This window comes from Cupriavidus sp. PET2-C1 (assembly GCF_054515855.1).
In genome coordinates this window covers 2,456,990-2,480,094 of sequence record NZ_CM137259.1, presented here as the reverse complement: position 1 = coordinate 2,480,094, position 23,105 = coordinate 2,456,990, and the positions used below count along the sequence as shown (strand labels likewise).

Genomic DNA, 23,105 nt, shown 5'->3' with positions numbered 1-23,105 from the left:
GTTGCTTGAGGCTTTTGGGGGGCTAGAGTATAGCGGGCGGCCGGCCCGCGTTCGGCCACGGCGTATGGTCCGTTCAGATAATCGTGATTCTCTCGCGCCGGCTTATCCGGCAACCTTCGGCCAGCACCCTAGCACCCTAGAACAGGCAAGCGCCCCAGCTTGCCGGCCTGAGTTTCGGAGACAACGATGATTGGCATGACCGTGATGAAGCACGTAGGCACTGGCTTGAAGTGGATGGTTTTCGGACCGCTTGCGGCGGGGCTTGCCTCGGGCGCAATGGCCGCGGAAGCGTTCCCATCCAAGCCGCTCACGCTGGTGGTTCCCTTTTCGGCTGGCGGCCCGACGGACGTCGTAGCGCGGGCACTTGCGCAGGCGATGTCCAGGGATCTCGGGCAAAGCGTGATCGTGGAGAACCGCCTCGGTGCCGGCGGCACGGTCGCGGCGGCCTACGTCGCGCGGGCCCAGCCGGATGGCTACACGATCCTGATCCACCACAACGGGATGGCAACGGCGCCCGCGCTGTACAAGAAGCTGTCATATAGCCCGCTGAAGGATTTCGAGTACGTCGGGCAAGTCGCGGATGTCCCGATGACGCTGCTCGGGCGCAAGGACCTGCCCCCGGCCACCACGCAAGACCTGATGAAGTACGTCGCCCAGAACAAGGACAAGGTATCCCTGGCCAACGCCGGGCTGGGGGCGGTATCCCAGCTGTGCGGGCTGCTGTTCGAGGAGGCGGCGCACGTGAAACTGAACGCGATTCCCTATCAGGGCACCGGGCCGGCGCTCACGGCGCTGCTCGGCGGGCAGGTCGACCTGCTATGTGACCAGACCACATCGACACTGCCGCATATCAACGCCAACCGGCTCAGGTTCTACGGCGTGACCACGCCCAAGCGCATCAAGGCGCTGCCCAATGCGCCGACGCTGCAGGAGGGCGGCCTGAAGGGCTTCGAGATGAAGGTCTGGCATGGGGTCTACGCACCCAAGGGCACGCCGCCAGCCGTCACCGCGCGTCTGACCAAGGCACTGCAGAAGGGCTTGCAGGACCCGATGGTAGCGAAGCGCCTCGATGACCTCGGCGCCGAGATCGTGCCCGTCGACAAGCAGACGCCGGAAGGGCTGCATAGCTGGCTCAAGACGGAAAGCGACAAATGGCAACCGCTGCTGAGAACGATGAAGGTGGAAGCGGACTAACGCCGATACACCTGGCCAGGTGCCCGCTATGACGACGCGATCAGCTTTGCCGGGCTCCCGCCGGCAGCTTGCGCCACGCTGATCAGCTCGTCGATGAGGGCGCGCGCGCAGCCGGGCAGCCCCTGCAGTTCGCGCACGATGACCGCGCGCTCGCGGATCACCCACGGGTCGTCCAGCTCGACGATGGCGAGCTTCATGGTCTGGCGGTGCCGCAGCGCCGCGGACAGCGGCACCACGCCAATGCCCACGCCCGCTTCGATCATGCGGCACATGGCTTCGAAGCTGCGAATCTGGATGCGGATCTGCAGCTTGCGCCGTTGCTCGTGGAGCAGATCGGTGAGGAAAGCATGCAGGGTGCTGCCCTCGTGCAGGCTGACGTGCTCGTACTCGAGGGTGTCGGCGAGCGAGACCTTGCTCTTTTGCGTGAGGGGATGGCCTACGGGCGTGGCAAGCACGAGCTTGTCGGTGCTGAAGTGCACCACTTCAAGCCCTTCCGGGTTCACGGGCCCGGAAATGATGCCGAGGTCGGCGCTGCCGTCGAGCACGCCCCGGATGATGTCCCGCGTCAGGCGCTCCTGCAGGTCGACGGTCACGGCGGGGCGCTCCGCCATGAAGCGCGAGAGCACTTCCGGCATGAACTCCGTGACTGCGGTGGTGTTCGCGAAGATGCGGATGTGACCGACGGAATCCTTCGAGAACTCTTCGAAATCGCTGCGCACGTGTTCGAACTGCCGCTCGATGACCCGCGCATGGCGCAGCAGCCGTTCTCCGGCGGGCGTCAGCGCCAGCCCTCTGCTCTCCCGGTAGAACAGCCGGGTGCCCAGCTGCTCCTCCAGGGACTTGAGGCGCGCGCTGGCCGCGGCGGGGGAAAGAAATGCCTTTTTCGCACCGCGAGAGAGGTTTTCTTCCTCGGCGATGCGGGCAAAGAGCCTGAGGTCGGCAAAGTCAAAGTGCATGGATACTCCTTCGCCGCCACTGTACCAAGGGGTCGCTGGTGCCGCAATTCATGCGGCGGGCCGCCGGCAAAGGGATGGTTTCCATTGACGCGAATGGCTGGTTCGAGAAAACGAGATGGTCCGATTCCCTCCACTCTGGGAGACTAGCTTCGGTGCGCACTGCACCAGGCGTGCTGCCCATGCGTGGCGACTTCCGGCCGGGCCGGGGCGCCGTGGACCCACTTTTCCCGTTTCCCGTTTCCCGTTTCCCGTTTGCTGCTGCGCTGCGCAGGGCAGGCGGGCCCTGACTGAACAAGGCTGCTATGCGCCCCCTGGATGGCATCACCGTCGTTTCCCTCGAGCACGCCATTGCCGCGCCGTTCTGTACCCGGCAACTGGCGGACCTCGGCGCCCGGGTCATCAAGGTCGAGCGGCCCAAGGTGGGCGATTTCGCGCGCGGCTACGATGAGCGGGTGGATGGCCTGTCCTCGCATTTCGCCTGGACCAACCGTTCCAAGGAAAGCCTTGCGCTGGACCTCAAGCACAGCGAGGCCCCGGCCATCCTGGGCAAGCTCCTCGGCCAGGCCGATGTGCTGGTGCAGAACCTGGCGCCGGGCGCGGCGGACCGGCTCGGCCTTTCCTATGCGGCGCTGTCGCAGCGCTATCCCGCCATGGTCGTCTGCGATATTTCAGGCTATGGCAGCGATGGTCCCTACCGGGACAAGAAGGCCTACGACTTGCTGATCCAGGCGGAATCCGGCTTTGTCTCGATCACGGGCACCCCAGATAGCCCGGCCAAGGCTGGCTGCTCCATCGCCGATATCGCGGCTGGCATGTATGCCTACTCCAACATCCTGGCGGCGCTGCTGCAGCGCGGCAGGAGCGGAAAGGGCGCGCATATCGACGTATCGATGCTGGAGAGCATGGTCGAGTGGATGGGCTATCCGCTTTACTACGCGTTCGATGGCGCCACGCCACCGCCTCGGGCCGGCGCCTCGCATGCCACCATCTTCCCGTATGGCCCGTTTACCGCCGGCGACGGCAAGACCATCATCCTGGGCCTGCAGAACGAGCGCGAGTGGGACGCCTTTTGCCGCGTCGTGCTGGAGCGGCCGGAACTGACGACCGACGAACGCTTTGTCTCCAACTCGCTGCGCACCCAGAGCCGCGCGGCGCTCACCGACATCATCACGTCGGTGTTCTCCGCCCTGAGCATCGAGGCGGTGATCGAGCGGCTTGAGCGCGCCCAGATCGCCAATGCCCGCATGAACGACATGCTCGACGTCTGGAACCATCCTCAGCTCAAGGCGCGCGAGCGCTGGACTTCCGTGCAGTCGCCCGTGGGCATCATTCCCGCGCTGCTGCCGCCCGGTACGCCACAGTCGTTCGCGCCGCGGATGGACGCGATTCCCGCACTAGGCCAGCACAGTGAGAGCATCCTGCTCGAACTTGGCTACACCGCGGACGACGTGGTTCGGCTCAGTGCCGAAGGCGCGATCTGAACCTATGCCCGCCATCCCCGATAAAGACCGCATGGCCGCCGCCGCCGCTATTGCCCGTTCCTATCTCTTCGTGCCCGCCAATCGTCCCGAGCGTTTCGCCAAGGCCAACGCATCAGGCGCGGACGCGGTCATTTTCGATCTCGAGGACGCGGTGTCCGACGAGGACAAGTGCCGGGCAAGGGGGCTGCTGGAGGCGTACCTGGCCGACGGCGGCCGCGGCATGGTGCGGATCAACGCCACGCAGACCGAATGGTTTGACGATGACGTGCGCCTTTGCCGCGAGACAGGCGTGACGGGCATCGTGCTGCCCAAGGCGGAAAGCGCGGCGGACGTCGCGCTGGTGGCCAGGCACCTTCGGCCCGGCGTGCAGGTGCTCCCGCTCATCGAGACGGCCAGGGGCATGGCCAGCGTCAAGGAGGTGGCCGGCGCGCCGGGCGTCGATCGCCTGATATTCGGGACCGTGGATTTTCGCACCGAACTGGGCATCGAGGGCGACGACCAGGAGTTGCTGTTTTTCCGCTCCATGCTCGTCCTCGCGTCCCGGGTCGCGGGCATTGCGCCGCCGGTGGACGGGGTGACGGTTGCTATCTCCGATGTCGAGGCACTGCGCAACGCTGCCGAACGCGGGCGGCGCCTGGGCTTCGGGGCAAAGCTCTGCATTCACCCCGCTCAGGTGGGCGAAGTCAACGCCGCCTACCGGCCGACCGAAGCGCAGCTTGCCTGGGCCGCGAGAGTGGCCGAGCAGGCAAGGTCAGGCCCGGGCGCGTTCCAGCTCGACGGCGAGATGATCGATGCACCCGTCATTGCGCGCGCCGTGAGCCTGCTCGAGCGCGCGGGCAGGGCGCCCGCGTGATCGGCATCAACCACTGACGAGAACATAACCACAGAGAGCTTCACAGAGAGAATGATGGACATTGCCAAACTGAAGGCGTGGACCGGTAAGTCAACCGAGTCCCAGGACGACATCACCGCGTTTCCCGTCAAGGCGCTTAGCGCGACTCTTGACCGCGAAGACGCGCCGCCCGTGCACGGCGATGCCTTGCCCCCGCTCTGGCACTGGCTTTACTTCCTGCCGCTGCACCGGCAGTCCGAGCTGGGCATCGACGGCCACGCCAATCGAGGCGGGTTCCTGCCGCCCGTGCCACTGCCGCGCCGCATGTGGGCCGGCGGGCGCCTGCGCTTTCACCAGCCGCTGCGCCTGGGCGATGCCGTGTCGAAAACTTCCACCATCCTGGACGTGAGCGCCAAGGCCGGCCGCACAGGCTCGCTGGCCTTTGTGACCGTGGAGCATCGGTACTCGGGGCCACAGGGCCTTGCGGTGACGGAAGAGCACGACATCGTCTACCGCGACGAAGCCATCCCGGGCGCGGCCGCGCCGGACCCGATTGCCGCGCGCACGGACGAAGACTGGTCCCGCGAAATCGTGCCCGACCCGGTGCTGCTGTTCCGTTTTTCCGCGCTGACCTTCAATGGCCACCGGATCCACTACGACCACGACTACGTGACCACGGTCGAGCACTACCCAGGCCTGATCGTCCACGGCCCGTTGCTGGCCGTGCTGCTCCTTGACCTGGTACGCAGGAACCTCCCGGATGCCACCGTCAGCAGTTTTTCCTTCAAGGGCGTGCGGCCGACCCACGTGCCCCAGCGTTTCCAGGCCTGCGGGAAACTGAGCGAGGACGGCAAGACGGTCTCGCTGTGGATTCGCCAGGCGGGCGGCGCCCTCGCCATGACCGCCACCGCCGAGCTTGGCTAAGCCGGGCTCATCCACAGGGCTAATCCACATCTAGCCGAACCAGGCAACGAAGCACACTCACGGAGACATGTCGTGCTGAACAAAGTCGATGAACACCAGGAAATCCGCGAAGCCATCCGCGACCTGTGCGGGCAGTTCTCGTCGGAGTATTTCCGCAAGATCGACGAGGCCCGGGGCTATCCCGAGGCATTCGTCAATGCGCTGACCGCCGCCGGATGGCTGGCGGCCCTGATCCCCGAGGAATACGGCGGCTCGGGGCTGAGCCTCACGCAAGCCTCGGTCATCATGGAAGAGATCAACCGCGCCGGCGGCAACTCGGGCGCCTGCCACGGCCAGATGTACAACATGGGCACGCTGCTGCGCCATGGCTCGGCAGAGCAGAAGCGCGAGTACCTGCCGAAGATCGCGAGCGGCGCGCTGCGCCTGCAATCCATGGCGGTCACCGAGCCGAGCACCGGGACGGATACCACCAAGATCAAGACCACCGCGGTGCGCAAGGGCGACAAGTATGTCGTCAACGGACAGAAGGTCTGGATCTCGCGCGTCCAGCACTCGGATCTGATGATCCTGCTGGCGCGGACCACGCCGCTGGCGGAGTGCAGGAAAAAGTCGGAAGGCATGTCCATCTTCCTCGTCGACCTGCACGAAGCGATCGGCAAGGGCCTGACGGTGCAGCCGATCATCAACATGGTCAATCACGAGACCAACGAGCTTTTCTTCGACAACCTGGAGATCCCGGCGGAGAACCTGATCGGCGAGGAGGGCAAGGGCTTCAAGTACATCCTGGATGGCCTGAACGCCGAGCGCACGCTGATTGCAGCGGAGTGCGTCGGCGACGGCTACTGGTTTATCGACAAGGTGACCAGGTACGTCAACGAGCGCATTGTGTTCGGCCGGCCCATCGGCCAGAACCAGGGCGTGCAGTTCCCCATCGCAAGGGCGTTCGTCAACGTGGAGGCCGCGAGCCTGATGCGCTTCAAGGCTGCCAAGCTGTTCGACGAGCACCAGCCCTGCGGCGCCGAAGCCAACATGGCGAAGCTGCTGGCCGCGGATGCCTCCTGGGAGGCCGCCAACGCCTGCCTGCAGTATCACGGCGGGTTTGGCTTCGCCGCGGAATACGACGTGGAGCGCAAGTTCCGCGAGACCCGCCTGTACCAGGTTGCGCCGATCTCGACCAACCTGATCCTGTCCTATGTCGGGGAGCATATCCTTGGCATGCCGAGGTCGTTTTGACGCTTCGCCGGTAGGATTGGATTGCGGCGTAGCGCCAGCACCTCGGTGTCCAGCGCGCAGGCGAATGCATCGAACCTCCTGCCGGGTACCGCGCGGGCCATGCGAACGGCCAGGGCTTGAGCGGGTGCCACGCCGGGGCCCCGATCCGCACCTTGGTGTATCGTTGAAGATTGCGCGAAACGCGGGAATCTTCAACGGGAATACATCGAATGCTGACGATCTGGGGCCGTGCGAATTCGGTCAATGTGCAAAAGGTACTGTGGGGTTGCGAAGAACTTGGCGTGCCGTTCCGGCGGATCGACGCCGGCATGCAGTTCGGCGGCAACAACGAGCCCGACTATCTCGCCATGAATCCCAACGGGCGCATCCCGACGATCATCGATGGCGATTTTGTGCTGTGGGAGTCGAATTCCATCCTGCGCTACCTCGCCATGGAGTACGGCAAGGCAGGCGCGCTGTACCCGGCCGGGCCTAAGGCGCGCGCCAGCGTCGACCGCTGGCTGGACTGGGTGCTGTCGACCTTGCAGCCGGCGGAACGGCCGGTCTTCTGGGGCTTTGTGCGCACGCCCGCTGCCGAACGCGATGTGGCTCGCCTGAGCGCTGACGCCGGCGTGGTGGCAGGGCTGTGGCGTTTGCTCGACCAGCACCTGGAAGGCCGCGACTATATGGAAGGCGGCGTCTTCACGCTGGCCGACCTGGTGCTGGGCGCCTACGCACGCCGCTGGTTCGGCCTGGACGCCCAGATCGATCGCCCCGCGCTGCCCAATCTCGAACGCTGGTATGCGCGTGTGGGCGAGCGCGCCGGTTTCCGCCAATACGTTGCAGCGCCCTTGAGCTGAGCCATGACTATCACCCTGCACACCTGGAACACGCCGAACGGGCGCAAGATCAGCGTCGCGCTCGAGGAAATGGCGCTGCCTTATGCTGTCAAGACGGTCAATATCACCAAGGGCGAGCAGCACCAGCCGGATTTCCTGCGCATCAGCCCCAACAACCGGATTCCGGCCATCGTCGATGCGGATGGCCCCGATGGACAGCCGATCAGCGTCTTCGAATCCGGCGCGATCCTGCTTTACCTGGCCGAGAAGACCGGCAAGTTCCTGCCCGCCAGCCTGCGTGACCGCGTGCCGGTGCTGGAGTGGCTGATGTGGCAGATGGGTGGCTTCGGGCCCATGCCGGGCCAGGTGCATCACTTCCGCACGGTCGAGGCGGAGGCCGACCGGCACTATGGGCTCAAGCGCTATTCGGAAGAAACGCGGCGCCTTTACGGCGTGCTGGACCGGCGCCTGGCGGAGGTGGAATACGTGGCCGGCGAGCTGTCCGTGGCGGATTTCGCGATCCTGGGCTGGGCCTGGCGCCACGAGCGCCATCAGGTCTCGCTGGAGCAGTTTCCGAATGTCAGGCGCTGGTACGACGCCCTGTTCGCGCGTCCCGGCGTGCAGCGCGGCTTTGCGGTCAAGCTGGATGACCTGGCTTGAGGCTGGCTTGACGCTGGCAAATCCCTACAAGCGCCATACATCGGCCGCCCACCTTTGCACTACCTTCGCACAAACCGGACGCCCATTTGACATGGGTCAAGAACCAAAATGGTGCCGCCCGCTAATATGATTTCCGTCATGGAGATGCGGGGGCGCTCTTCATGACTTGTCTACCCGTTTCCAGAATACGGAAACTTGGCCCGCGCCACGCAAGTGGGGCGGGCTTTTTTCTTGTCGCTCTTCTTGTCGCTCGTCTGCCCGGCGCTATTGGTTCCTATCGGATCCTATCGGCCCGGCTCCCCCGGTTGTGCGCAGCGGCCAGCGCGTGGCAACTGCTAATATGCCAGACGGTCCCCGCAGACGGTCCCCGCAGACGGTCCCCGCAGACGGGCCAGCGACCCGCAAGTACATCCGGAGGACTCGAATGCCTCAGACAGACGCCCCTTCGCCGCATGACGCCGCCGTGCAAGACCGCGTGTTCCAGGAAGGCCGCCTCTCGCTTGGCCTGACTTTGCCGATGCTGCAATCCGGCCAGGTCGTCGCGGACTTCCGCGAGCAGGTGGCGCTGGCCAAGCTTGCCGACGCGCTCGGATTCCGCGCGCTGTGGGTGCGCGACGTGCCGCTGAACAGCGCCGACTACCCGGACCCGGTCGGGCATCTCGATCCCTGGGTGTTCCTTGGCGCGCTGGCCAGCCAGACCGAGCGCATCGCGCTGGTGAGCGGTGCCATCGTGCGACGCTGCGGCATCCGCTGCATGTCGCCAAAGGGGCGATTTCAGTCAGCGCTTTGTCGCAGGGCCGCTTCGTGCTCGGCCTGGGCTCTGGCGACCGTCCGGCCGAGTACGCTGCGTTTGGGCAGGCTACGGCCGCACGGCGCGATCTGTACCTGCGTCACTGGGAGACGGTGGCGGCGGCGGTGGGAGCGCCTTCCCGGGTGATCCCGGATCAGTTCCATGACGACACGCCCGAGTTTTTCGTGCTCCCCAGGCTTCCCGCGCCCATTCCCTTGCTGGCCGTGGGCTCTGGCGGGCAGAGCGTTGACTGGATCGCGCGCCATGCCATCGGCTGGATGACCTATCACCGCGAGCCTGCGGTGCAGCGGGAGCGCTATCGCATGTGGCGCGCGGCGGTTGAGCGTGCCGCGCCCGGGCAGTTCCGCGCCTTTGGCGTGGCGATGCAACTGGACCTGAGCGCCGATGCCGGCGAGCCGCCTACCGCAATCCCGCTTGGCTATCGCACCGGGCGAAATGGGCTGAGGGAGTTGCTGCGGGACATGCGCGGCAGCGGCACGCATCATGTTTCGCTCAACCTGCAGGTGTCCAAACGCGCGCCGCGAGAGGTGATGGAAGAGTTGGCCGCCGACGTCCTGCCGGCATTTCATGCGGACTAGTTTTTTTCGCTTCAGGTGTGACTGCCTCCCCTGGTGCCGCAAGGAGAGCACCGCTGGCCCTGGACTCCAGGTTGCGGCAGGAACCTAGTCCGGCTGGCGCTTCTTCAGCAGGTAGCGCTGTGTGCCTTCCATCACGAGCACCGCGGACTGGTTATGCACCGTGGAACGCATGGTCAGCACGCCGGTGCTCCGGTTCGGCGCGAGTTCGCTGACTTCCAGCGTGCTGTAGAGGGTATCGCCGGCAAAGACGGGATGCAGGAAGCGGCTGCTCTGGTCGATGAACCCCTTGAGCGATGCCTCGACCATGTGCGGAAAGAGTCCGGCGCCGGCGGCCGTCTGGATCACGACCTGGAAGCCATGGGCGAGCAGTTGCGGCATGCCGTGCGCGCGGCAGTATTCCACGTCGTAGTGCACGGGATGGTTATCGCCGCTGGCGAGTTGAAACGCGGCAAACATGGCATCGGTCATGGTGCGGGATGGCAGTACGAAGCGCTCCCCAACGGAGAAATCCTCGAAATACCGCTGTGCGCACATGCGGTGCTGGCTGGGGTCGAACGCGCTCGCAAAGTCGGGTCGGGTCATGCTTCACTGCTCCTTGATATCGGCCGCCTGCGCAACGGTCCGCCATTTGGCAATCTCGCTGTCCACGTGCGCGGCGAGTGCCTGCGGCGTTGGGTCGGCCTCGATGACCAGGCCCATCTCGAAGGCTCGCTTCTTCAGGCCGGGGTCGGCAAGCGCACGGCGCAACGCGCCGTTCAGTGTGGTGATCACCGCCGCCGGCGTTCCCGCGGGGACGAAGGCGCCATTCCACGTATAGGCTTCGTAGCCGGGTACCGCTTCGGCGATGGCCGGCGTGTCCGGTGTCTGTGCAAGGCGCGCTTGCATCGACGTGGCAATCAGCCGCACTGTTCCCGCGCGGACCTGCGCGAGTCCCGTCGGCGCGCTGTCGATCATGAAGCCGATCTGCCCGCCGATCAGGTCGGTCATGGCGGGCCCGGTGCCGCGATACGGGATGTGCGTGGTTTTCAGCGCGGCTTTGAGGTTCAGCAGCTCGGTCGCGACATGAGGTGCGCTGCCATTGCCGGCGGACCCATAGTTGATCTGCCCAGGATGCGCTTTGACGTACGCCAGGAATTCGGGGAGATTCCTGGCTGGGAAGTTCTTGTTCACCAGCAGGACCAGGGGCGCCTTGGCCGCCAGTCCGACAGGCGCGAAGTCCTGCGTGGTGCGGTAGGGCAGACGAGGCACGATACTCTCGTTGACCGCGTGTGCCACGGTCGTCAACAGGACCACATAGCCATCCGGCTTGGCCTTGGCCACATAGTCGGTGCCAACCACCGTGCCGGCGCCCGTGCGGTTCTCCACGATCATCGGCTCGCCCAGCTGCTTGCCCCATTGCTCAGCCAGCACGCGCGCAAAGGCATCGGTCGGTCCGCCGGCCGCATACGGCACCACGAGCCTCACGGCCTGGGCGGGCCATGCCTCCTTCGCGCTGGCGCCGCCCGGCTGCGCCGCGAGCAGCGCCAGGATGAGGGGGGTGCTCCGGCGCAGGGTGTTCAGTAATCGCATGCGTTCACTCCGCTTCCGTTGAGGGCGATTGTCGAATGATTGTTGAAGCCGGCACGATCAGGCTTGCCAGGATGGCTTGCGCTTTTCCACGAACGCGGCGATGCCTTCCTTCGCATCGTCCGTCGCCACCACATTGCCGAAGCTCTCCACCGCCGCGGCAACGCCGCGCCGGTAGTCGTTGTCATTGGCGCGCATGAAGGCCTTGCGTCCCATCTTGACGACGACCGGAGATTTCGCGCACAAAGTCTGGGCAAGCGCTCTGGCCTCGCGCATGACGTCCTGCTCGGGCACCACGCGGCTGACCAGTCCGAGGGACATGGCTTCGGCGGCGTCGAACGCGCGTCCGGTGAAAAGCAGGTCGAAGGCCCGGTGACGGCCAATCACGCGCGGCAGGTGCGTGTAGTGGATGGCGGGCGTCAGCCCGACGTCGATTTCCGGATAGCCAAAGGTGGCCGTGTCGGCGGCGACGATCATGTCGCAGGAGATCGCGAGCGTCATGCCGCCGCCGCGGGCGGTGCCGTTCACGGCGGCAATGGATGGCTTGCCCAGGTTGAATTGCGCGTCGCACAGTTCGTTGTACAGCTTGTCGACCAGGCTATGGATCCGGGCCTGTGGCGCCCCGTGCAGCGCATCCAGCCGCAACCCGGCGCAAAAGCGCCGGGGCAGGGCGCTGCCCAGGATGACGGCCCTGACCGAATCGTCCTGTGCCGCGCGCCGCAGCGCCGCCAGCATTTCGTCGATCATCGCCTCGCTCAAGGCATTGACCGGCGCGCTATCCAGGAGGATTTCCGCGACCTTGTCGCGCACTTCGTATCTGACTGAGGGCATGGTGACTCCTGATCTCAAGCGGCCGTGCAAAGGCCACCGGGTTTGCTGGCATCGGCGCTGGCAATCACGCCGCGCGCCTTGAATCGTTCAATGGACTCGGGCGTATAGCCTGTCTGCAACAGGATTTCGTCGGTGTGCTGGCCCAGCAAAGGCGGCGCGCGGCGCGCTCGCCGGCTGCCGCCGCGAAAGCGCACGGGCAAGCCCATGTTCTTCACCTTGCCCAGCACCGGATGCTCAGACTCGGCGATCAGCGCGCGCTCGGCCACTTGCGGGTGCGCCAGCGCCTGGTCCAGCGTGTGGATCGGGGAGCAGGCCACGCCAGCCTTGCGCAGCGCGTCGAGCCAGTAGGCAACCGGCTGGGTCCGAATACGCGCCTGGACCATCTCGACGGTTTCGGTGAAGTGCGCGACACGGGCCGCATTGGTGGCAAACCGCGGCGCGTCGGCCACATCCTGCAACCCGGCGACCGGGCAGAAGCGCCGCCACTGCGCGTCGTTGCCGACGCCGATCATCACCGGCCCGTCGGCTGCGTCGAACACCTGGTAGGGTGCCATGGCCGGATGCGCGGTGCCCATGGCCCGCGGCACCTTGCCGCTGAGCCAATAGTTCTGGGCGAGATAGCCCATGAAGCCCATCGCGGTATCCAGCAGGGACACCTCCAGGTGCATGCCGCGGCCTGTCTGCTGCCGCTCGATCAGTGCCGCCAGGATGCCACTGAATGCATGCATGCCGGTGCCCAGGTCCACCGGTGAAAAACTGGCGCGCGCATGCTGGCCGCCGGCCTGGCCCATCGTGCTGATCATGCCGCTGAAGGCCTGCAGCATGACGTCGTAGCCGGGCTCCTGGCCCAGGGGCCCCGTGCGTCCGTAGCCGGAGATCTCGCAGTAGATCAGCGCCGGGTTCAACGCGCACAGCGTGTCGTAGTCCACACCGAGCCTGGCGGCGGCGCCACTGCCGAAGCCTTGCAGCACAACGTCCGCCTTGGCCGCCAGCCTCTGGACGATCTGCCTGCCCTCGCCGGTCTTGAGGTCAACGGCGAGACTGCGCTTGTTGTGATTGACGGCGAGAAAGGTGGCGGACTGCCCGCGCTCCTGCGGCAGCCAGGCGCGCGTATCGTCGCCGCTGCCGACCGGCTCGACCTTGATGACTTCGGCGCCAAGTTCGCCCAGATACTGCCCGCACAAGGGGCCGGCAAGCACCTTGCTCAAGTCGAGGACGCGAATGCCCTGCAATGCAATCATGGATGTGTCTCCAAAACGGATCAACGGCGGGATCGGCGGCGGACGCCGCCCGGGATTGGGGGCGCAGGTCCGGCGTCGTGTTGTGGCAATGGGATGCCGGGTGAGTCGGGGCGGCTACTCGGGCTTGATATCGATGGAGCGGGCCAGGGCCGTCCATCGCGCGGTGTCGCGATTCACATAGGCCTGCACATCGGCGGGCGCCATGTGGAACGGCTCGGCTCCCCGCGCAATCAGCGCATGGCCATAGCCTGGATCGCCAGCGCTTTGCGCCACGGCCTGGCGCAGCGTCTCGACGATGGCGGGCGGCGTCTTCGCGGAAGCTTGCAACGACAGCCAGAACTTCAGGTCCAGCGCCGGATAGCCGGCTTCCTGCAGCGTCGGCACATCCGGCAGCAGGGGCGAACGCGCAGCCGAAGTGATCGCCAAGGCCTTGAGCTTGCCGCCCTGTATCTGGCCGATGGAGGTGGTCATGCTGTCGAAGAGGAAATCCACATTCCCGGCCATGACGTCAGTGCTTGCCGGCGCGCTGCCCTTGTAGGGCACGGCCACCGCGGTGAAGCCCGCGGCCTTCTGCAGCAGCGCGCCATAGATATGCGGGGAGCTTCCCGCGCCGAAGGTGGCGTAGGTGAGATTGTCCGGCCGCTGTTTACCGGCGCGGACCAGCTCCGCCAGGGAGCTGACCCCCAGCTTGGTTGGATGCACCACCAGCACGTTTGGCACCGTCGCAACCACGCCGATGGCTACCAGGTCGCGTTGCGGGCGAAACCGCAAGTCGGGATACAGCAGCGGGTTGACGGCATGCATGCCGACCGTGTTCAGCAGCAGCGTATAGCCATCGGCGTTGGCGTCGAGCACATTCTGCGTGCCGAGATTGCCGCCGGCGCCGGGCTTGTTCTCGATCACCACGGGCTGGCCGAGCCGGTTGCCCAGCGGTATGGCAATCAGGCGTGCCACGAAGTCACCGGGGCCACCCGCCGCGAACGGGACAACAAGCTTGATCGGCCGCGACGGCCATTGCCCGGCATGGAGCGACGGGGCGAGCAACGATGCGGCTGCGCCCGTCAGGAAAGTACGGCGGCTGAGTCCCATTGAGTCTCCGTGGATGATGTGTCTTGGCATTCCGCGTGCGTTGCGTGGAAGCTGGCGTCACTATGGGCTTCGGTACCGCTATATGTCTAAGATAGATTTTTGATATTGAGTATATTTTTATGCTATACCCAGCTGGAACTTGCCGCCATCGTGCCGCCGCCCGGCCGGCCCCGTGGTGTCACATGCGGAGACTTGCTTATGTCGATCGATGTACGTGGACTCAGGTGCTTTCTGGCGGTGGTGTCGGCGGGATCGATCTCCCGGGCCGCGGAGAACATGCATCTCGCGCAACCGGCGCTGAGCCTCCAGATCAAGCACATCGAGCAGGATCTTGGCGTGGCCCTCTTCATGCGCAGTCACAAGGGCGTCGTCCTGACTGCCGCCGGGCAGAGATTCGAGAGCCACGCCAGGGATATCCTCAAGCGGCTCGACGTTGCCTGCGAGGACGTGCGCGACCTGGTAACCGATCCCGCGGGCAGGGTTGCGATCGGCCTGCCGCAATCCATGGCGAAGATACTGACCGTGCCGCTGGTGCGCGAAGCCATCCGGCGCTGGCCTAAGGTCCAGTTGCAGGTGGTCGAGCTCAGCACCGGGTACATCCCCGACCAACTGCTGAGCGGGCGCATCGATATCGGCCTGACCTTCCAGGCGGACGCTGGCTCCGGCCTGCTGTTCGAACACGTGGTCGACGAGGATCTGGTCTTGCTGGCGCCCCCGGGGCAGTTCGCCGATGCCCGCAGGAGCGGAGCCGAGCTGACGAAGACGGTCCGGTTCAAGGACCTGCATCGCTTCCCCATGATCCTGCCCGCCGGCGAGCATGGCCTGCGCGCGTTGATCGATGGATACCTGCGCGCTCATCAGGTCGTGCTCCCGGTGCTGGCGGAGGTCAATGCCATACCGCAACTCATCAATCTCGCCGCGGCAGGCGTGGGGTGCACGATCCTCTCCTACGCATCGGTCTGCGAGGAGTTGCACAGTGGCTCGCTGTCCGCGGCGCGGATCACCCATCCGAGCATGTCGCGCCCGGTCTATCTGTGCCGCTCCGCCACCATGCCGCTGTCGATCGCGGTCTCGGCGGTGCTGGATCTGCTGATGGAAACGGTTCGCGCGCTGATCGCCGGTGGGCAGTGGCCGGCCCGCGTCAACAGCGCGGGCAGGGCGGCTGCACGTCGCTGAATACCGGACACGCCGGCAGTTGAATTTCGAACTTGCTGAATATGCCGTTTTTGGCACGTTGGGGCACGTTGACGTACGTTGAGGCGCATTGAAGGGCGGGGCGCGCAAGGTCTTCGCCTCGGCTAGCCCCTCTCCCACCCCCTCCGGCATGTTCATATTTCCGTCGAATCTTATGCGGAAAACGTGCAAGGATCGGCGAAACCATTCGTTCCTTTCAGATAGGCCCCTCGGTAGTCTTCATCCCTGACGCAAGCCTTCCCACACAAGGAGGGCCATGAAACGCGGCGCGCACGCGCCATTTCACGACGAGAATACGGGAGCAAGACACATGATTCGCAAGCTGGCCATCGGACTCGCGGCACTGGCCGTCATCGGTTCCACCCAGACCGCCTGGGCCAACACCGCCCTCTTGAACGTTTCGTACGATCCCACGCGGGAGCTGTACGTGGACGTGAATGCCGCCTTCGCCAAGGCGTGGAAGGCCAAGGGCGGCGACGCGCTGACCATCCGCCAGTCGCACGGCGGCTCGGGCAAGCAGGCGCGTTCGGTGATCGATGGGCTGGATGCGGATGTGGTCACGCTGGCGCTGGGCTATGACATCGACGCCATCGCCGAGAAGGGCTTGCTCAAGCCGGACTGGCAAAAGCGCCTGCCGCACAACGCGTCGCCCTATACCTCGACCATCGTGTTCCTGGTGCGCAAGGGCAACCCCAAGGGTATCAAGGACTGGAACGACCTGGTCAAGCCGGGCGTGCAGGTGATCACGCCTAACCCGAAGACCTCGGGCGGCGCGCGCTGGAATTACCTGGCGGCCTGGGGCTACGCGCTGCGCCAGCCGGGCGGTAACGAGCAAAAGGCCAAGGAGTTCGTCGGCCAGTTGCTGAAGAACGTGCCGGTGCTGGATTCCGGCGCCCGCGGCGCCACCACTACCTTCGTCGAGCGCGGCCTGGGCGACGTGCTGATTGCCTGGGAAAACGAGGCCATCCTGGCGATCAAGGAACTAGGCCCGGACAAGTTCGACATCGTCGCGCCGTCGATCTCCATCCTGGCCGAGCCGCCGGTGGCGGTGGTGGACAAGGTGGTGGACAAGAAGGGCACGCGCAAGGTGGCCGAAGCTTACCTGCAGTTCCTGTACACCGACGAGGGCCAGGAAATCGCGGCCAAGAATTACTACCGCCCGATCTCGGAGAAGATTGCCGCCAAGTATGCGAGCAACTTCCCCAAGGTCAAGCTGTTCACCATCGATGAGGCCTTTGGCGGCTGGCAGAAAGCGCAGAAGGCGCACTTCGCCGACGGTGGCTCGTTCGACCAGGTCTACCAGCCTGGCAAGAAGTAAGACGTAGCCGGCGGCGGGCGGGCGCCCGCCGCGCATCTTCCGTGCCTTATCCCGCTTCCTGTTCCGATGCCAATGCCGATGCCGATGCCGATGCCGATCCGAGCCGGCGCTCCGCTGCGCCCCGCTACCCATGTACTGCTGGTGGCGCTAGTCACCGGCGCACTGGGCGCTGCCTTGCTGGCGATCGGCCTGGTTGCGGCGGGCGAGGGCCGCACGGTCACGATCCACAAACAGCGCTGAAGAGGCACGGACATGCAGGTCTTCTGGTTTATCCCCACGCACGGCGACAGCCGCTACCTCGGCACCTCGGAAGGGGCGCGCGAGGTCAATATCGATTACCTGAAGCAGATCGCCACCGCGGCCGATACGCTTGGCTACGAAGGCGTGCTGATTCCCACCGGCCGCTCCTGCGAGGATCCGTGGGTGGTGGCCTCCACGCTGGCCGCGGTCACCACCCGGCTGCGCTTCCTGGTGGCGGTGCGCCCCGGACTGATGGCGCCCACGCTGGCCGCGCGCATGGCGGCGACCTTCGACCGCCTGTCGGGCGGCCGCCTGCTGGTGAACCTGGTGACGGGCGGCGATGTAGCGGAGCTGGAGGGCGATGGCCTGTTCCTGGACCATGCCGAGCGCTACGAAGCCTCGGCCGAGTTCATCCGTATCTGGCGTGAAGTGCTGGCCGCCAGCCATGAAAGCGCCGAGCTCGACTATGAGGGCAAGCATCTCAAGGTCAAGGGCGCGAAGGTGTTGTTCCCGCCGCTGCAGCGCCCGCATCCGCCGGTGTACTTCGGCGGCTCCTCGGCCGCCGCGCATGAGCTCGCGGCCGAGCAGGTGGATACCTACCTGACCTGGGGCGAACCGCCGGCGGAGGTAGCCAGGAAACTCGCCGACGTGCGCCAGCGCGCGGCGCGCCATGGGCGTAGCGTGAAGTTCGGCATCCGCCTGCACGTGATCGTGCGCGAGACCGAGGACGAGGCATGGGCCGCGGCCGACCAGTTGATCAGCAAGCTCGACGATGCGACGGTGGCGCGCGCGCAGGCGGTGATCGGCAAGATGGATTCCGAAGGGCAGCGCCGCATGGCCGCGCTGCATGCCGGTGGCGGCGCACGCAGCCGCGCGGAGCTGGAGATCAGCCCCAACCTGTGGGCCGGCGTGGGCCTGGTGCGCAGCGGCGCGGGCACGGCACTGGTGGGCGACCCGCACATCGTGGCGGCGCGCATCAAGGAGTACGCGGCGCTGGGCATCGATACCTTGGTGCTGTCCGGCTACCCGCATCTGGAAGAAGCCTATCGCTTCGCCGAACTGGTCTTTCCGCTGCTGCCGCGCTCGGTGCGCGACAAGCTGCAGGGCAAGGCGCTGTCCGGCCCCTTCGGCGAAGTCATGGCAACCGGCATCGTGCCGCGCGCGGCGCGCGGGTAGGAGGCAATCATGTCTGCTCCCTTGACCTTGCCCGCGCGCAACCCTGACTGGCTGCGCCATGCCGCTCGCTCGGCCGCGCCCTGGATCGTGCCGGTGCTGCTGGTGGCGGCGTGGCAACTGGCCTCGCAGCTGGGCTGGCTGTCCAACCGCATCCTGCCGGCGCCGCTCGACGTGGTGAAGGCCGCCTGGGGCCTGTCCGTGACCGGCGAGCTGTGGCGCCACGTGTGGGTCAGTACCTGGCGCGCCGTGCTCGGCTTCACCATCGGCGGCGGCTTCGGGCTGGCGCTGGGCCTGCTGACGGGCACCTTCCGGCCGGCCGCGACGCTGCTCGACAGCACCTTGCAGATGGTGCGCAACATTCCGCCGCTGGCGCTGATCCCGCTGGTGATCCTGTGGTTCGGCATCGACGAGACCGCCAAGCTGTTCCTGGTTTCGCTGGGCGTGTTTTTCCCGATCTACCTGAACACGTACCACGGCATCCGCGCGGTCGACCCCGGGCTGATCGAGATGGCGAAGAGCTACGGCCTGTCGGGCTGGCGCCTTTACCGCGAGGTGATCCTGCCGGGCGCCTTGCCCAATATCCTGGTCGGCGTGCGTTTCTCGCTCGGCCTGATGTGGGTGATCCTGATCGTGGCCGAGACCATTTCGGCGCAGTCGGGCATCGGCTACATGACCATGAATGCGCGCGAGTTCCTGCAGACCGACGTAGTGCTGGTGGGCATCCTGCTCTACGCGCTGCTGGGCAAGCTGGCGGATTTGCTGTCACGCGGGCTGGAGCGGTTCTGGCTGCGCTGGCACCCCGGCTACCAGGCGCACTGAGCGTGGCCGGCCAAGGAGAACCCGATATGCAAAGCAACCCGATCGAGCAAGCCGCGCTGGCCGATGTGCCCGCCAGCCAGGATGGCAAGGGCCTCGCGCTGCGCGTGCAACAGGTGGTGAAGCGCTACGGCGGGCGCGAGGTGCTGCACGGCATCGACCTGCAGGCCGCGCCCGGCGAGTTTCTCGCCATCGTGGGCCGCAGCGGTTGCGGCAAGAGCACCTTGCTGCGGCTGGTGGCCGGCCTGGAAGACAGCGACGGCGGCGGCGTGACGCTGGACGGCGCGCCTGGCAACAAGCAGCGCGAGGCGGTCCGGGTGATGTTCCAGGATGCTCGCCTGCTGCCGTGGAAGACGGTGCTGGACAACGTGGCGCTGGGGCTGGCGCGCGCGCAGCTGGCCGATGCAGCCAGGGTGCTGGGCCAGGTCGGCCTGGCCGAGCGCGCGGGGGAGTGGCCGGCCCGCCTGTCGGGCGGGCAGCGCCAGCGCGTGGCACTGGCGCGCGCGCTGGTGCATCACCCGCGCTTGCTGCTGCTGGACGAGCCACTGGGCGCGCTGGATGCGTTGACCCGCATCGAGATGCAGGGCTTGATCGAATCCTTGTGGCAGCGCCTTGGCTTCACGGCGCTGCTGGTCACCCACGATGTATCGGAAGCGGTAGCGCTGGCCGACCGCGTGGTGCTGATCGAAGACGGCCGCATCGCGCTGGACCAGAGGGTGGCGCTGCCGCGTCCGCGCCAGCGCGGCTCGGCGGCGTTCGCGCAACTGGAGGACGCGGTGCTGCGCCGGGTGATGCGGCGTGACGGCGCGCCGGCTGCCGATGAGCGCCAGCAAGGGCAAGCATTGTTGCCCGCAGTGGACTGGTCGGTGGCGCGCACGTTCGATTCAGTGCGCTGGGCAATCTAGGGACGCAAGCAGGGATGCAAGCAGCGACGCAAGCAGCGGCGCAGGCAAGCCCGCCAAGGAAGCAGCAAACAAGAATGAAGCAAAGGACGCGCGGCCAGCCTTGAGCGAAGCCGGCGCAACCCGCGCAAGCGCTGGCAGCCCTGGGTGAGCGGGCAACGTCACTCACCCGCGCGGGGGCCATCCGTTAAACCAGAGTTTTACGCAATTGTCATTTTCACTCACGCAAAGGAACTTCTATCATGAGCATTCAGGCAATCAACGTACGTAACCAGTTCCGCGGCAAGGTTGCCGCCATCATCGAAGGCCCTGTGGTCTCGGAGGTCGACGTCGAGACGCCGGCCGGCATCGTCACCTCGGTCATCACCACCCGCTCGGTCAAGGATCTCGGCCTTGCCATCGGCAGCGAAGTCGTTGCCCTGGTCAAGGCTACCGAGGTATCCCTGGCCAAGCTTTGAAGCCTCGCCCGAGGCGCAAGCGCAACGCAAAGGAAATCGCAATGGCAAGCGCGAACGAAGCAGGCGCGGCACCGACGGCGCTTACCCACTACCTGGATGGGCTGCCGCGCCGCCCCGAGCGCGATCGCCAGCTGTGGCGCGACGAGCGTGGGCAGGTGCAGGGCCAGTTCTATAACTGCTCGCTGACCAGCGCGTTCGAGCCGCTCATCACCCTGTCCAGCCGCGGCGTGGTGGCGCACGAAGGCACGCTGCGCACATACGCTGGCGATGGCGTCGGCCTGACCGCTTGGAAGCTGTTTGCGATGGCGGCGGACGATGCCTCGCTGGTCTCGCTCGACCGGCTCTCGCGCCTGGTGCATGCCATCAATTATTTCGCGGCCGATGGCGATCGCAAGCTGGTGCTCAACGTGCACAACCGGCTGCTGGCCGCCGTGGCCGACGATCACGGCGCGGCCTTCCGGCGCGCGCTGCAGTCGCTCGGCCTGCCGCTGGACCGGTTCGTGATCCAGGTGCCGGCCAGCGCCAACGACGACCTGCCGCTGCTGCTGCATGTGGTGGGCAACTACCGCCGCAACGGCTTTGCGGTGAGCCTGCAGGCGTCGGACCCCGCGGAGGCCGGCGCGCTGATGGCGCACGCGTTGCCCGACTGGCTCAAGCTGGACATGCGCCGCAATTGGACCGACCGCCAGCTGGCGGGGCTGCAGGCCAGCGCCGACAGCGCCGGCGTGACGCTGATCGGTCGCCGGCTGGAGAACGCCGAAAACGCCGAGCGGCTGCAGGCGGCCGGCATCGTACTGGGGCAGGGCAGCTTCACCGGCGCGGCGGTGAGCGCGCGCCACCTGCGTGAAGTGGCCGGCGAGGCCGGCATTCAGGAGTTCGAGGGCGGGGCGCCACGGAGCGGATCCGGCGGCATCCCGATGGCGTTGACCAAGGAGCCGATATGACGCAGACGAAGAGGCCGGCCGTGCGGGAGCAGCGCGGCGGCCAGGCGGGCGCAAGCGCGCGACCCGCCGACGTACGGTTGAAGGTGCCCAAGGGCTTGCAGATCCTGACGGTGCCCGGGTTGCATGGCAGTGGCCCGGGCCACTGGCAGAGCCGTTGGGAGCAGCGCTTTCCGGACTGGCAGCGCGTGGAGCAGCACGACTGGTCGCGCCCGAGCTTGCCGCTGTGGGCCGAGCGCGTGTCGGAGAGCGTCATGCGGGCGCAGCGCGTGGCCCCGCGCGGGGCCATCCTGGTGGCGCACAGCTTCGGCTGCCTGGCCACCTTGCGCCAGGCAGCGCTCGACCCCGAGGGCATCGCGGGCGCGGTGCTGGTGGCGCCGGCCGATCCCGACAAGTTTGGCGTGGCCGGGCTGCTGCCCGCGTACCGGCTGCCGTTTCCCACCATCCTGGTGGCCAGCCGCAATGATCCCTGGATGCAGCAGCGCACCGCCTTCAGCTGGGGCACGCTGTGGGGCAGCGAACTCCATGACGCGGGCATGCTGGGTCACATTAACGCCGAATCCGGCCTTGACCAGTGGCCCGAGGGGCTTGCCTTGCTCGATGCCTTGATCCAGCGGATCGAGGCGGACGGCAGCGCCGGCCCGTCCGGAGACTGCGCCGGGCCTTGGGAAGGCGGGCTGGAAGTGTCGTCCACGTTCCCTTATATCTAAAACGCCTAAGAACATACGCAAAGATTCGTTCTGTTTATAAGGCGGTATCTGCAGAATTTGTCTCGTAGGCCGGTGCGTTATGCGCCGGCGTCATAAAGAAGCCGCCCCCGCTGCTTCGGTTTCCCGCGAATTCCGCCCGGAAGCCATTCTCCGGAGGCGGATACGACCGTGACGGCACAGACGAGACAACATGCCACCCTCGATTTCCCTGGCGGACAATCCGCCCCCGGCGAGGCCGGATGCCCCCCAAGCGCGCAAGAGCGCGCCGCCCAAGCCAGGCAAGCCGCGCTTTACCGTGCTGCCGGGCTTTGGCCTCTCCCTGGGCTTCACGCTGTTCTACCTGACGCTGATCGTCCTGATCCCGCTGTCGGCCACCTTCCTCAAGACCTTCACCATGACCTGGGAGGCCTTCTGGGCCGCGGTGAGCTCGCCCCGGGTGGTCGCCTCCCTGCAACTGAGCTTCGGCGCCTCGCTGATCGCCGCCATCGTCAATACGGTGTTCGGGCTGGTCGTGGCCTGGGTGCTGGTGCGCTACCGCTTTCCCGGCAAGCGTCTGGTCGATGCGCTGGTCGATCTGCCCTTTGCCCTGCCCACCGCGGTGGCCGGCATTGCGCTGACCGCGCTGTTCGCCGGCAACGGCTGGATCGGCCGCTACCTGGAGCCGCTGGGCATCAAGGTGGCCTTCACCCCGCTGGGCGTGGTGGTGGCGCTGACCTTTATCGGGCTGCCGTTCGTGGTGCGCACGGTGCAGCCGGTGCTCGAAGACGCGGAGCAGGAGCTGGAAGAAGCCGCGGCCAGCCTGGGCGCCACGCGCCTGCAGACCTTTGTCCGCGTGATCCTGCCGACCATCCTGCCGGCGCTGCTGACCGGGTTTGCGCTGTCGTTCGCGCGGGGCACCGGCGAGTACGGCTCGGTGGTCTTCATCTCCGGCAACATGCCGATGGTCTCCGAGATCGCGCCGCTGATGATCTATTCCAAGCTGGAGCAATACGACTACGCAGGCGCTACCGCGGTGGCGGTGGTGATGCTGGTGATCTCCTTCGCGCTGCTGCTGCTGATCAACCTGCTGCAGGCGTGGACGCGCCGTCACCACCAGGCCGTGCGTGCGTCCGTCTCACCGGACAAGGAGAACTGAA

Annotated in this window: 23 protein-coding genes and 1 pseudogene; 18 read left to right on the top strand and 6 right to left on the bottom strand. The window is 66.3% G+C overall.

What is annotated here, in order from left to right:
* Positions 1–195: 195 nt before the first annotated feature.
* Positions 196–1,194, top strand: coding sequence for a tripartite tricarboxylate transporter substrate-binding protein (locus ACX12D_RS11210; protein ID WP_459373998.1), 999 nt, complete (start codon positions 196–198; stop codon positions 1,192–1,194).
* Between the two features lie 26 nt (positions 1,195–1,220).
* Here ACX12D_RS11210 and ACX12D_RS11205 read toward each other — a convergent pair whose 3' ends face one another.
* On the bottom strand, positions 1,221–2,150 hold the full coding sequence (locus tag ACX12D_RS11205; protein WP_309403768.1) for a LysR family transcriptional regulator: 930 nt from the start codon (positions 2,148–2,150) through the stop codon (positions 1,221–1,223).
* A 302-nt stretch (positions 2,151–2,452) separates the two neighbouring features.
* On the opposite strand from ACX12D_RS11205, the gene ACX12D_RS11200 reads away from it, so the two are divergent.
* From ACX12D_RS11200 to ACX12D_RS11170, 7 genes and pseudogenes are all read left to right on the top strand, one after another.
* Positions 2,453–3,631 carry a CaiB/BaiF CoA transferase family protein gene (locus tag ACX12D_RS11200; RefSeq protein WP_459371200.1) on the top strand — a complete coding sequence of 393 codons (1,179 nt, stop codon included), beginning with the start codon at positions 2,453–2,455 and terminating at the stop codon, positions 3,629–3,631.
* A gap of 4 nt (positions 3,632–3,635) precedes the next feature.
* On the top strand, positions 3,636–4,484 hold the full coding sequence (locus ACX12D_RS11195; protein ID WP_459371199.1) for an HpcH/HpaI aldolase/citrate lyase family protein: 849 nt from the start codon (positions 3,636–3,638) through the stop codon (positions 4,482–4,484).
* Positions 4,485–4,538: 54 nt separating this feature from the next.
* Positions 4,539–5,387 (top strand): HTD2 family dehydratase, encoded by an 849-nt coding sequence (locus tag ACX12D_RS11190; protein WP_459373997.1) that lies wholly within the window; start codon positions 4,539–4,541, stop codon positions 5,385–5,387.
* Positions 5,388–5,459: 72 nt separating this feature from the next.
* The gene (locus ACX12D_RS11185; protein WP_459371198.1) at positions 5,460–6,620 is read left to right on the top strand and encodes an acyl-CoA dehydrogenase family protein; all 1,161 of its coding nucleotides are present in this window, start codon (positions 5,460–5,462) and stop codon (positions 6,618–6,620) included.
* Positions 6,621–6,829: 209 nt separating this feature from the next.
* Positions 6,830–7,459, top strand: coding sequence for a glutathione S-transferase family protein (locus tag ACX12D_RS11180; protein WP_459371197.1), 630 nt, complete (start codon positions 6,830–6,832; stop codon positions 7,457–7,459).
* Between the two features lie 3 nt (positions 7,460–7,462).
* Complete coding sequence (locus ACX12D_RS11175; protein WP_441630164.1) at positions 7,463–8,098, top strand: glutathione S-transferase family protein; 636 nt, start codon at positions 7,463–7,465, stop codon at positions 8,096–8,098.
* Between the two features lie 424 nt (positions 8,099–8,522).
* Positions 8,523–9,487: pseudogene (locus tag ACX12D_RS11170) on the top strand (LLM class oxidoreductase).
* Between the two features lie 84 nt (positions 9,488–9,571).
* Here the strand turns inward: ACX12D_RS11170 and ACX12D_RS11165 are convergent.
* The 5 genes from ACX12D_RS11165 to ACX12D_RS11145 all read right to left on the bottom strand — a co-directional run bounded on the left by ACX12D_RS11165 (position 9,572) and on the right by ACX12D_RS11145 (position 14,214).
* Positions 9,572–10,069 carry a MaoC family dehydratase gene (locus ACX12D_RS11165; protein ID WP_459371196.1) on the bottom strand — a complete coding sequence of 166 codons (498 nt, stop codon included), beginning with the start codon at positions 10,067–10,069 and terminating at the stop codon, positions 9,572–9,574.
* 3 nt (positions 10,070–10,072) lie between these two features.
* Complete coding sequence (locus ACX12D_RS11160; RefSeq protein WP_459371195.1) at positions 10,073–11,056, bottom strand: tripartite tricarboxylate transporter substrate binding protein; 984 nt, start codon at positions 11,054–11,056, stop codon at positions 10,073–10,075.
* A 57-nt stretch (positions 11,057–11,113) separates the two neighbouring features.
* On the bottom strand, positions 11,114–11,884 hold the full coding sequence (locus ACX12D_RS11155) for an enoyl-CoA hydratase/isomerase family protein (RefSeq protein ID WP_459371194.1): 771 nt from the start codon (positions 11,882–11,884) through the stop codon (positions 11,114–11,116).
* A 14-nt stretch (positions 11,885–11,898) separates the two neighbouring features.
* A complete protein-coding gene (locus ACX12D_RS11150; RefSeq protein WP_459371193.1) occupies positions 11,899–13,125 on the bottom strand; it encodes a CaiB/BaiF CoA transferase family protein in 1,227 nt (408 codons plus the stop codon).
* A gap of 114 nt (positions 13,126–13,239) precedes the next feature.
* Positions 13,240–14,214 (bottom strand): Bug family tripartite tricarboxylate transporter substrate binding protein, encoded by a 975-nt coding sequence (locus ACX12D_RS11145; protein WP_459371192.1) that lies wholly within the window; start codon positions 14,212–14,214, stop codon positions 13,240–13,242.
* Between the two features lie 198 nt (positions 14,215–14,412).
* On the opposite strand from ACX12D_RS11145, the gene ACX12D_RS11140 reads away from it, so the two are divergent.
* The 10 genes from ACX12D_RS11140 to cysT all read left to right on the top strand — a co-directional run bounded on the left by ACX12D_RS11140 (position 14,413) and on the right by cysT (position 23,104).
* Complete coding sequence (locus ACX12D_RS11140; RefSeq protein WP_459371190.1) at positions 14,413–15,390, top strand: LysR family transcriptional regulator; 978 nt, start codon at positions 14,413–14,415, stop codon at positions 15,388–15,390.
* A 328-nt stretch (positions 15,391–15,718) separates the two neighbouring features.
* The gene (locus ACX12D_RS11135) at positions 15,719–16,726 is read left to right on the top strand and encodes a sulfate ABC transporter substrate-binding protein (RefSeq protein ID WP_043347114.1); all 1,008 of its coding nucleotides are present in this window, start codon (positions 15,719–15,721) and stop codon (positions 16,724–16,726) included.
* A gap of 90 nt (positions 16,727–16,816) precedes the next feature.
* Positions 16,817–16,966 carry a hypothetical protein gene (locus ACX12D_RS11130; RefSeq protein ID WP_459371189.1) on the top strand — a complete coding sequence of 50 codons (150 nt, stop codon included), beginning with the start codon at positions 16,817–16,819 and terminating at the stop codon, positions 16,964–16,966.
* A 12-nt stretch (positions 16,967–16,978) separates the two neighbouring features.
* Complete coding sequence (gene ssuD, locus ACX12D_RS11125; protein WP_459371188.1) at positions 16,979–18,142, top strand: FMNH2-dependent alkanesulfonate monooxygenase; 1,164 nt, start codon at positions 16,979–16,981, stop codon at positions 18,140–18,142.
* A gap of 9 nt (positions 18,143–18,151) precedes the next feature.
* The gene (ssuC, locus tag ACX12D_RS11120; RefSeq protein ID WP_043347110.1) at positions 18,152–18,961 is read left to right on the top strand and encodes an aliphatic sulfonate ABC transporter permease SsuC; all 810 of its coding nucleotides are present in this window, start codon (positions 18,152–18,154) and stop codon (positions 18,959–18,961) included.
* Between the two features lie 26 nt (positions 18,962–18,987).
* On the top strand, positions 18,988–19,863 hold the full coding sequence (locus ACX12D_RS11115) for an ATP-binding cassette domain-containing protein (RefSeq protein ID WP_459371186.1): 876 nt from the start codon (positions 18,988–18,990) through the stop codon (positions 19,861–19,863).
* 239 nt (positions 19,864–20,102) lie between these two features.
* A complete protein-coding gene (locus ACX12D_RS11110) occupies positions 20,103–20,318 on the top strand; it encodes a TOBE domain-containing protein (RefSeq protein ID WP_017224957.1) in 216 nt (71 codons plus the stop codon).
* 41 nt (positions 20,319–20,359) lie between these two features.
* Positions 20,360–21,262, top strand: a complete 903-nt coding sequence (locus ACX12D_RS11105; RefSeq protein ID WP_459371185.1) for an EAL domain-containing protein — start codon at positions 20,360–20,362, stop codon at positions 21,260–21,262.
* Positions 21,259–21,969, top strand: coding sequence for an RBBP9/YdeN family alpha/beta hydrolase (locus tag ACX12D_RS11100; protein WP_459371184.1), 711 nt, complete (start codon positions 21,259–21,261; stop codon positions 21,967–21,969). The genes ACX12D_RS11105 and ACX12D_RS11100 overlap by 4 nt, the downstream gene beginning before the upstream one ends.
* A 190-nt stretch (positions 21,970–22,159) precedes the next feature.
* The gene (gene cysT / locus ACX12D_RS11095; protein WP_459371182.1) at positions 22,160–23,104 is read left to right on the top strand and encodes a sulfate ABC transporter permease subunit CysT; all 945 of its coding nucleotides are present in this window, start codon (positions 22,160–22,162) and stop codon (positions 23,102–23,104) included.
* The last annotated feature ends 1 nt before the right edge of the window (position 23,105 follow it).

Excerpts from the sequence above, each read along its gene's own strand:
- ACX12D_RS11210 (WP_459373998.1), top strand. The coding sequence starts at position 196 with ATGACCGTGATGAAGCACGTAGGCACTGGCTTGAAGTGGATGGTTTTC.
- ACX12D_RS11205 (WP_309403768.1), bottom strand. The coding sequence starts at position 2,150 with ATGCACTTTGACTTTGCCGACCTCAGGCTCTTTGCCCGCATCGCCGAG.
- ACX12D_RS11200 (WP_459371200.1), top strand. The coding sequence starts at position 2,453 with ATGCGCCCCCTGGATGGCATCACCGTCGTTTCCCTCGAGCACGCCATT.
- ACX12D_RS11195 (WP_459371199.1), top strand. The coding sequence starts at position 3,636 with ATGCCCGCCATCCCCGATAAAGACCGCATGGCCGCCGCCGCCGCTATT.
- ACX12D_RS11190 (WP_459373997.1), top strand. The coding sequence starts at position 4,539 with ATGGACATTGCCAAACTGAAGGCGTGGACCGGTAAGTCAACCGAGTCC.
- ACX12D_RS11180 (WP_459371197.1), top strand. The coding sequence starts at position 6,830 with ATGCTGACGATCTGGGGCCGTGCGAATTCGGTCAATGTGCAAAAGGTA.
- ACX12D_RS11175 (WP_441630164.1), top strand. The coding sequence starts at position 7,463 with ATGACTATCACCCTGCACACCTGGAACACGCCGAACGGGCGCAAGATC.
- ACX12D_RS11165 (WP_459371196.1), bottom strand. The coding sequence starts at position 10,069 with ATGACCCGACCCGACTTTGCGAGCGCGTTCGACCCCAGCCAGCACCGC.
- ACX12D_RS11160 (WP_459371195.1), bottom strand. The coding sequence starts at position 11,056 with ATGCGATTACTGAACACCCTGCGCCGGAGCACCCCCCTCATCCTGGCG.
- ACX12D_RS11155 (WP_459371194.1), bottom strand. The coding sequence starts at position 11,884 with ATGCCCTCAGTCAGATACGAAGTGCGCGACAAGGTCGCGGAAATCCTC.
- ACX12D_RS11150 (WP_459371193.1), bottom strand. The coding sequence starts at position 13,125 with ATGATTGCATTGCAGGGCATTCGCGTCCTCGACTTGAGCAAGGTGCTT.
- ACX12D_RS11145 (WP_459371192.1), bottom strand. The coding sequence starts at position 14,214 with ATGGGACTCAGCCGCCGTACTTTCCTGACGGGCGCAGCCGCATCGTTG.
- ACX12D_RS11140 (WP_459371190.1), top strand. The coding sequence starts at position 14,413 with ATGTCGATCGATGTACGTGGACTCAGGTGCTTTCTGGCGGTGGTGTCG.
- ACX12D_RS11135 (WP_043347114.1), top strand. The coding sequence starts at position 15,719 with ATGATTCGCAAGCTGGCCATCGGACTCGCGGCACTGGCCGTCATCGGT.
- ACX12D_RS11130 (WP_459371189.1), top strand. The coding sequence starts at position 16,817 with ATGCCGATCCGAGCCGGCGCTCCGCTGCGCCCCGCTACCCATGTACTG.
- ssuD (WP_459371188.1), top strand. The coding sequence starts at position 16,979 with ATGCAGGTCTTCTGGTTTATCCCCACGCACGGCGACAGCCGCTACCTC.
- ssuC (WP_043347110.1), top strand. The coding sequence starts at position 18,152 with ATGTCTGCTCCCTTGACCTTGCCCGCGCGCAACCCTGACTGGCTGCGC.
- ACX12D_RS11115 (WP_459371186.1), top strand. The coding sequence starts at position 18,988 with ATGCAAAGCAACCCGATCGAGCAAGCCGCGCTGGCCGATGTGCCCGCC.
- ACX12D_RS11110 (WP_017224957.1), top strand. The coding sequence starts at position 20,103 with ATGAGCATTCAGGCAATCAACGTACGTAACCAGTTCCGCGGCAAGGTT.
- ACX12D_RS11105 (WP_459371185.1), top strand. The coding sequence starts at position 20,360 with ATGGCAAGCGCGAACGAAGCAGGCGCGGCACCGACGGCGCTTACCCAC.
- ACX12D_RS11100 (WP_459371184.1), top strand. The coding sequence starts at position 21,259 with ATGACGCAGACGAAGAGGCCGGCCGTGCGGGAGCAGCGCGGCGGCCAG.
- cysT (WP_459371182.1), top strand. The coding sequence starts at position 22,160 with ATGCCACCCTCGATTTCCCTGGCGGACAATCCGCCCCCGGCGAGGCCG.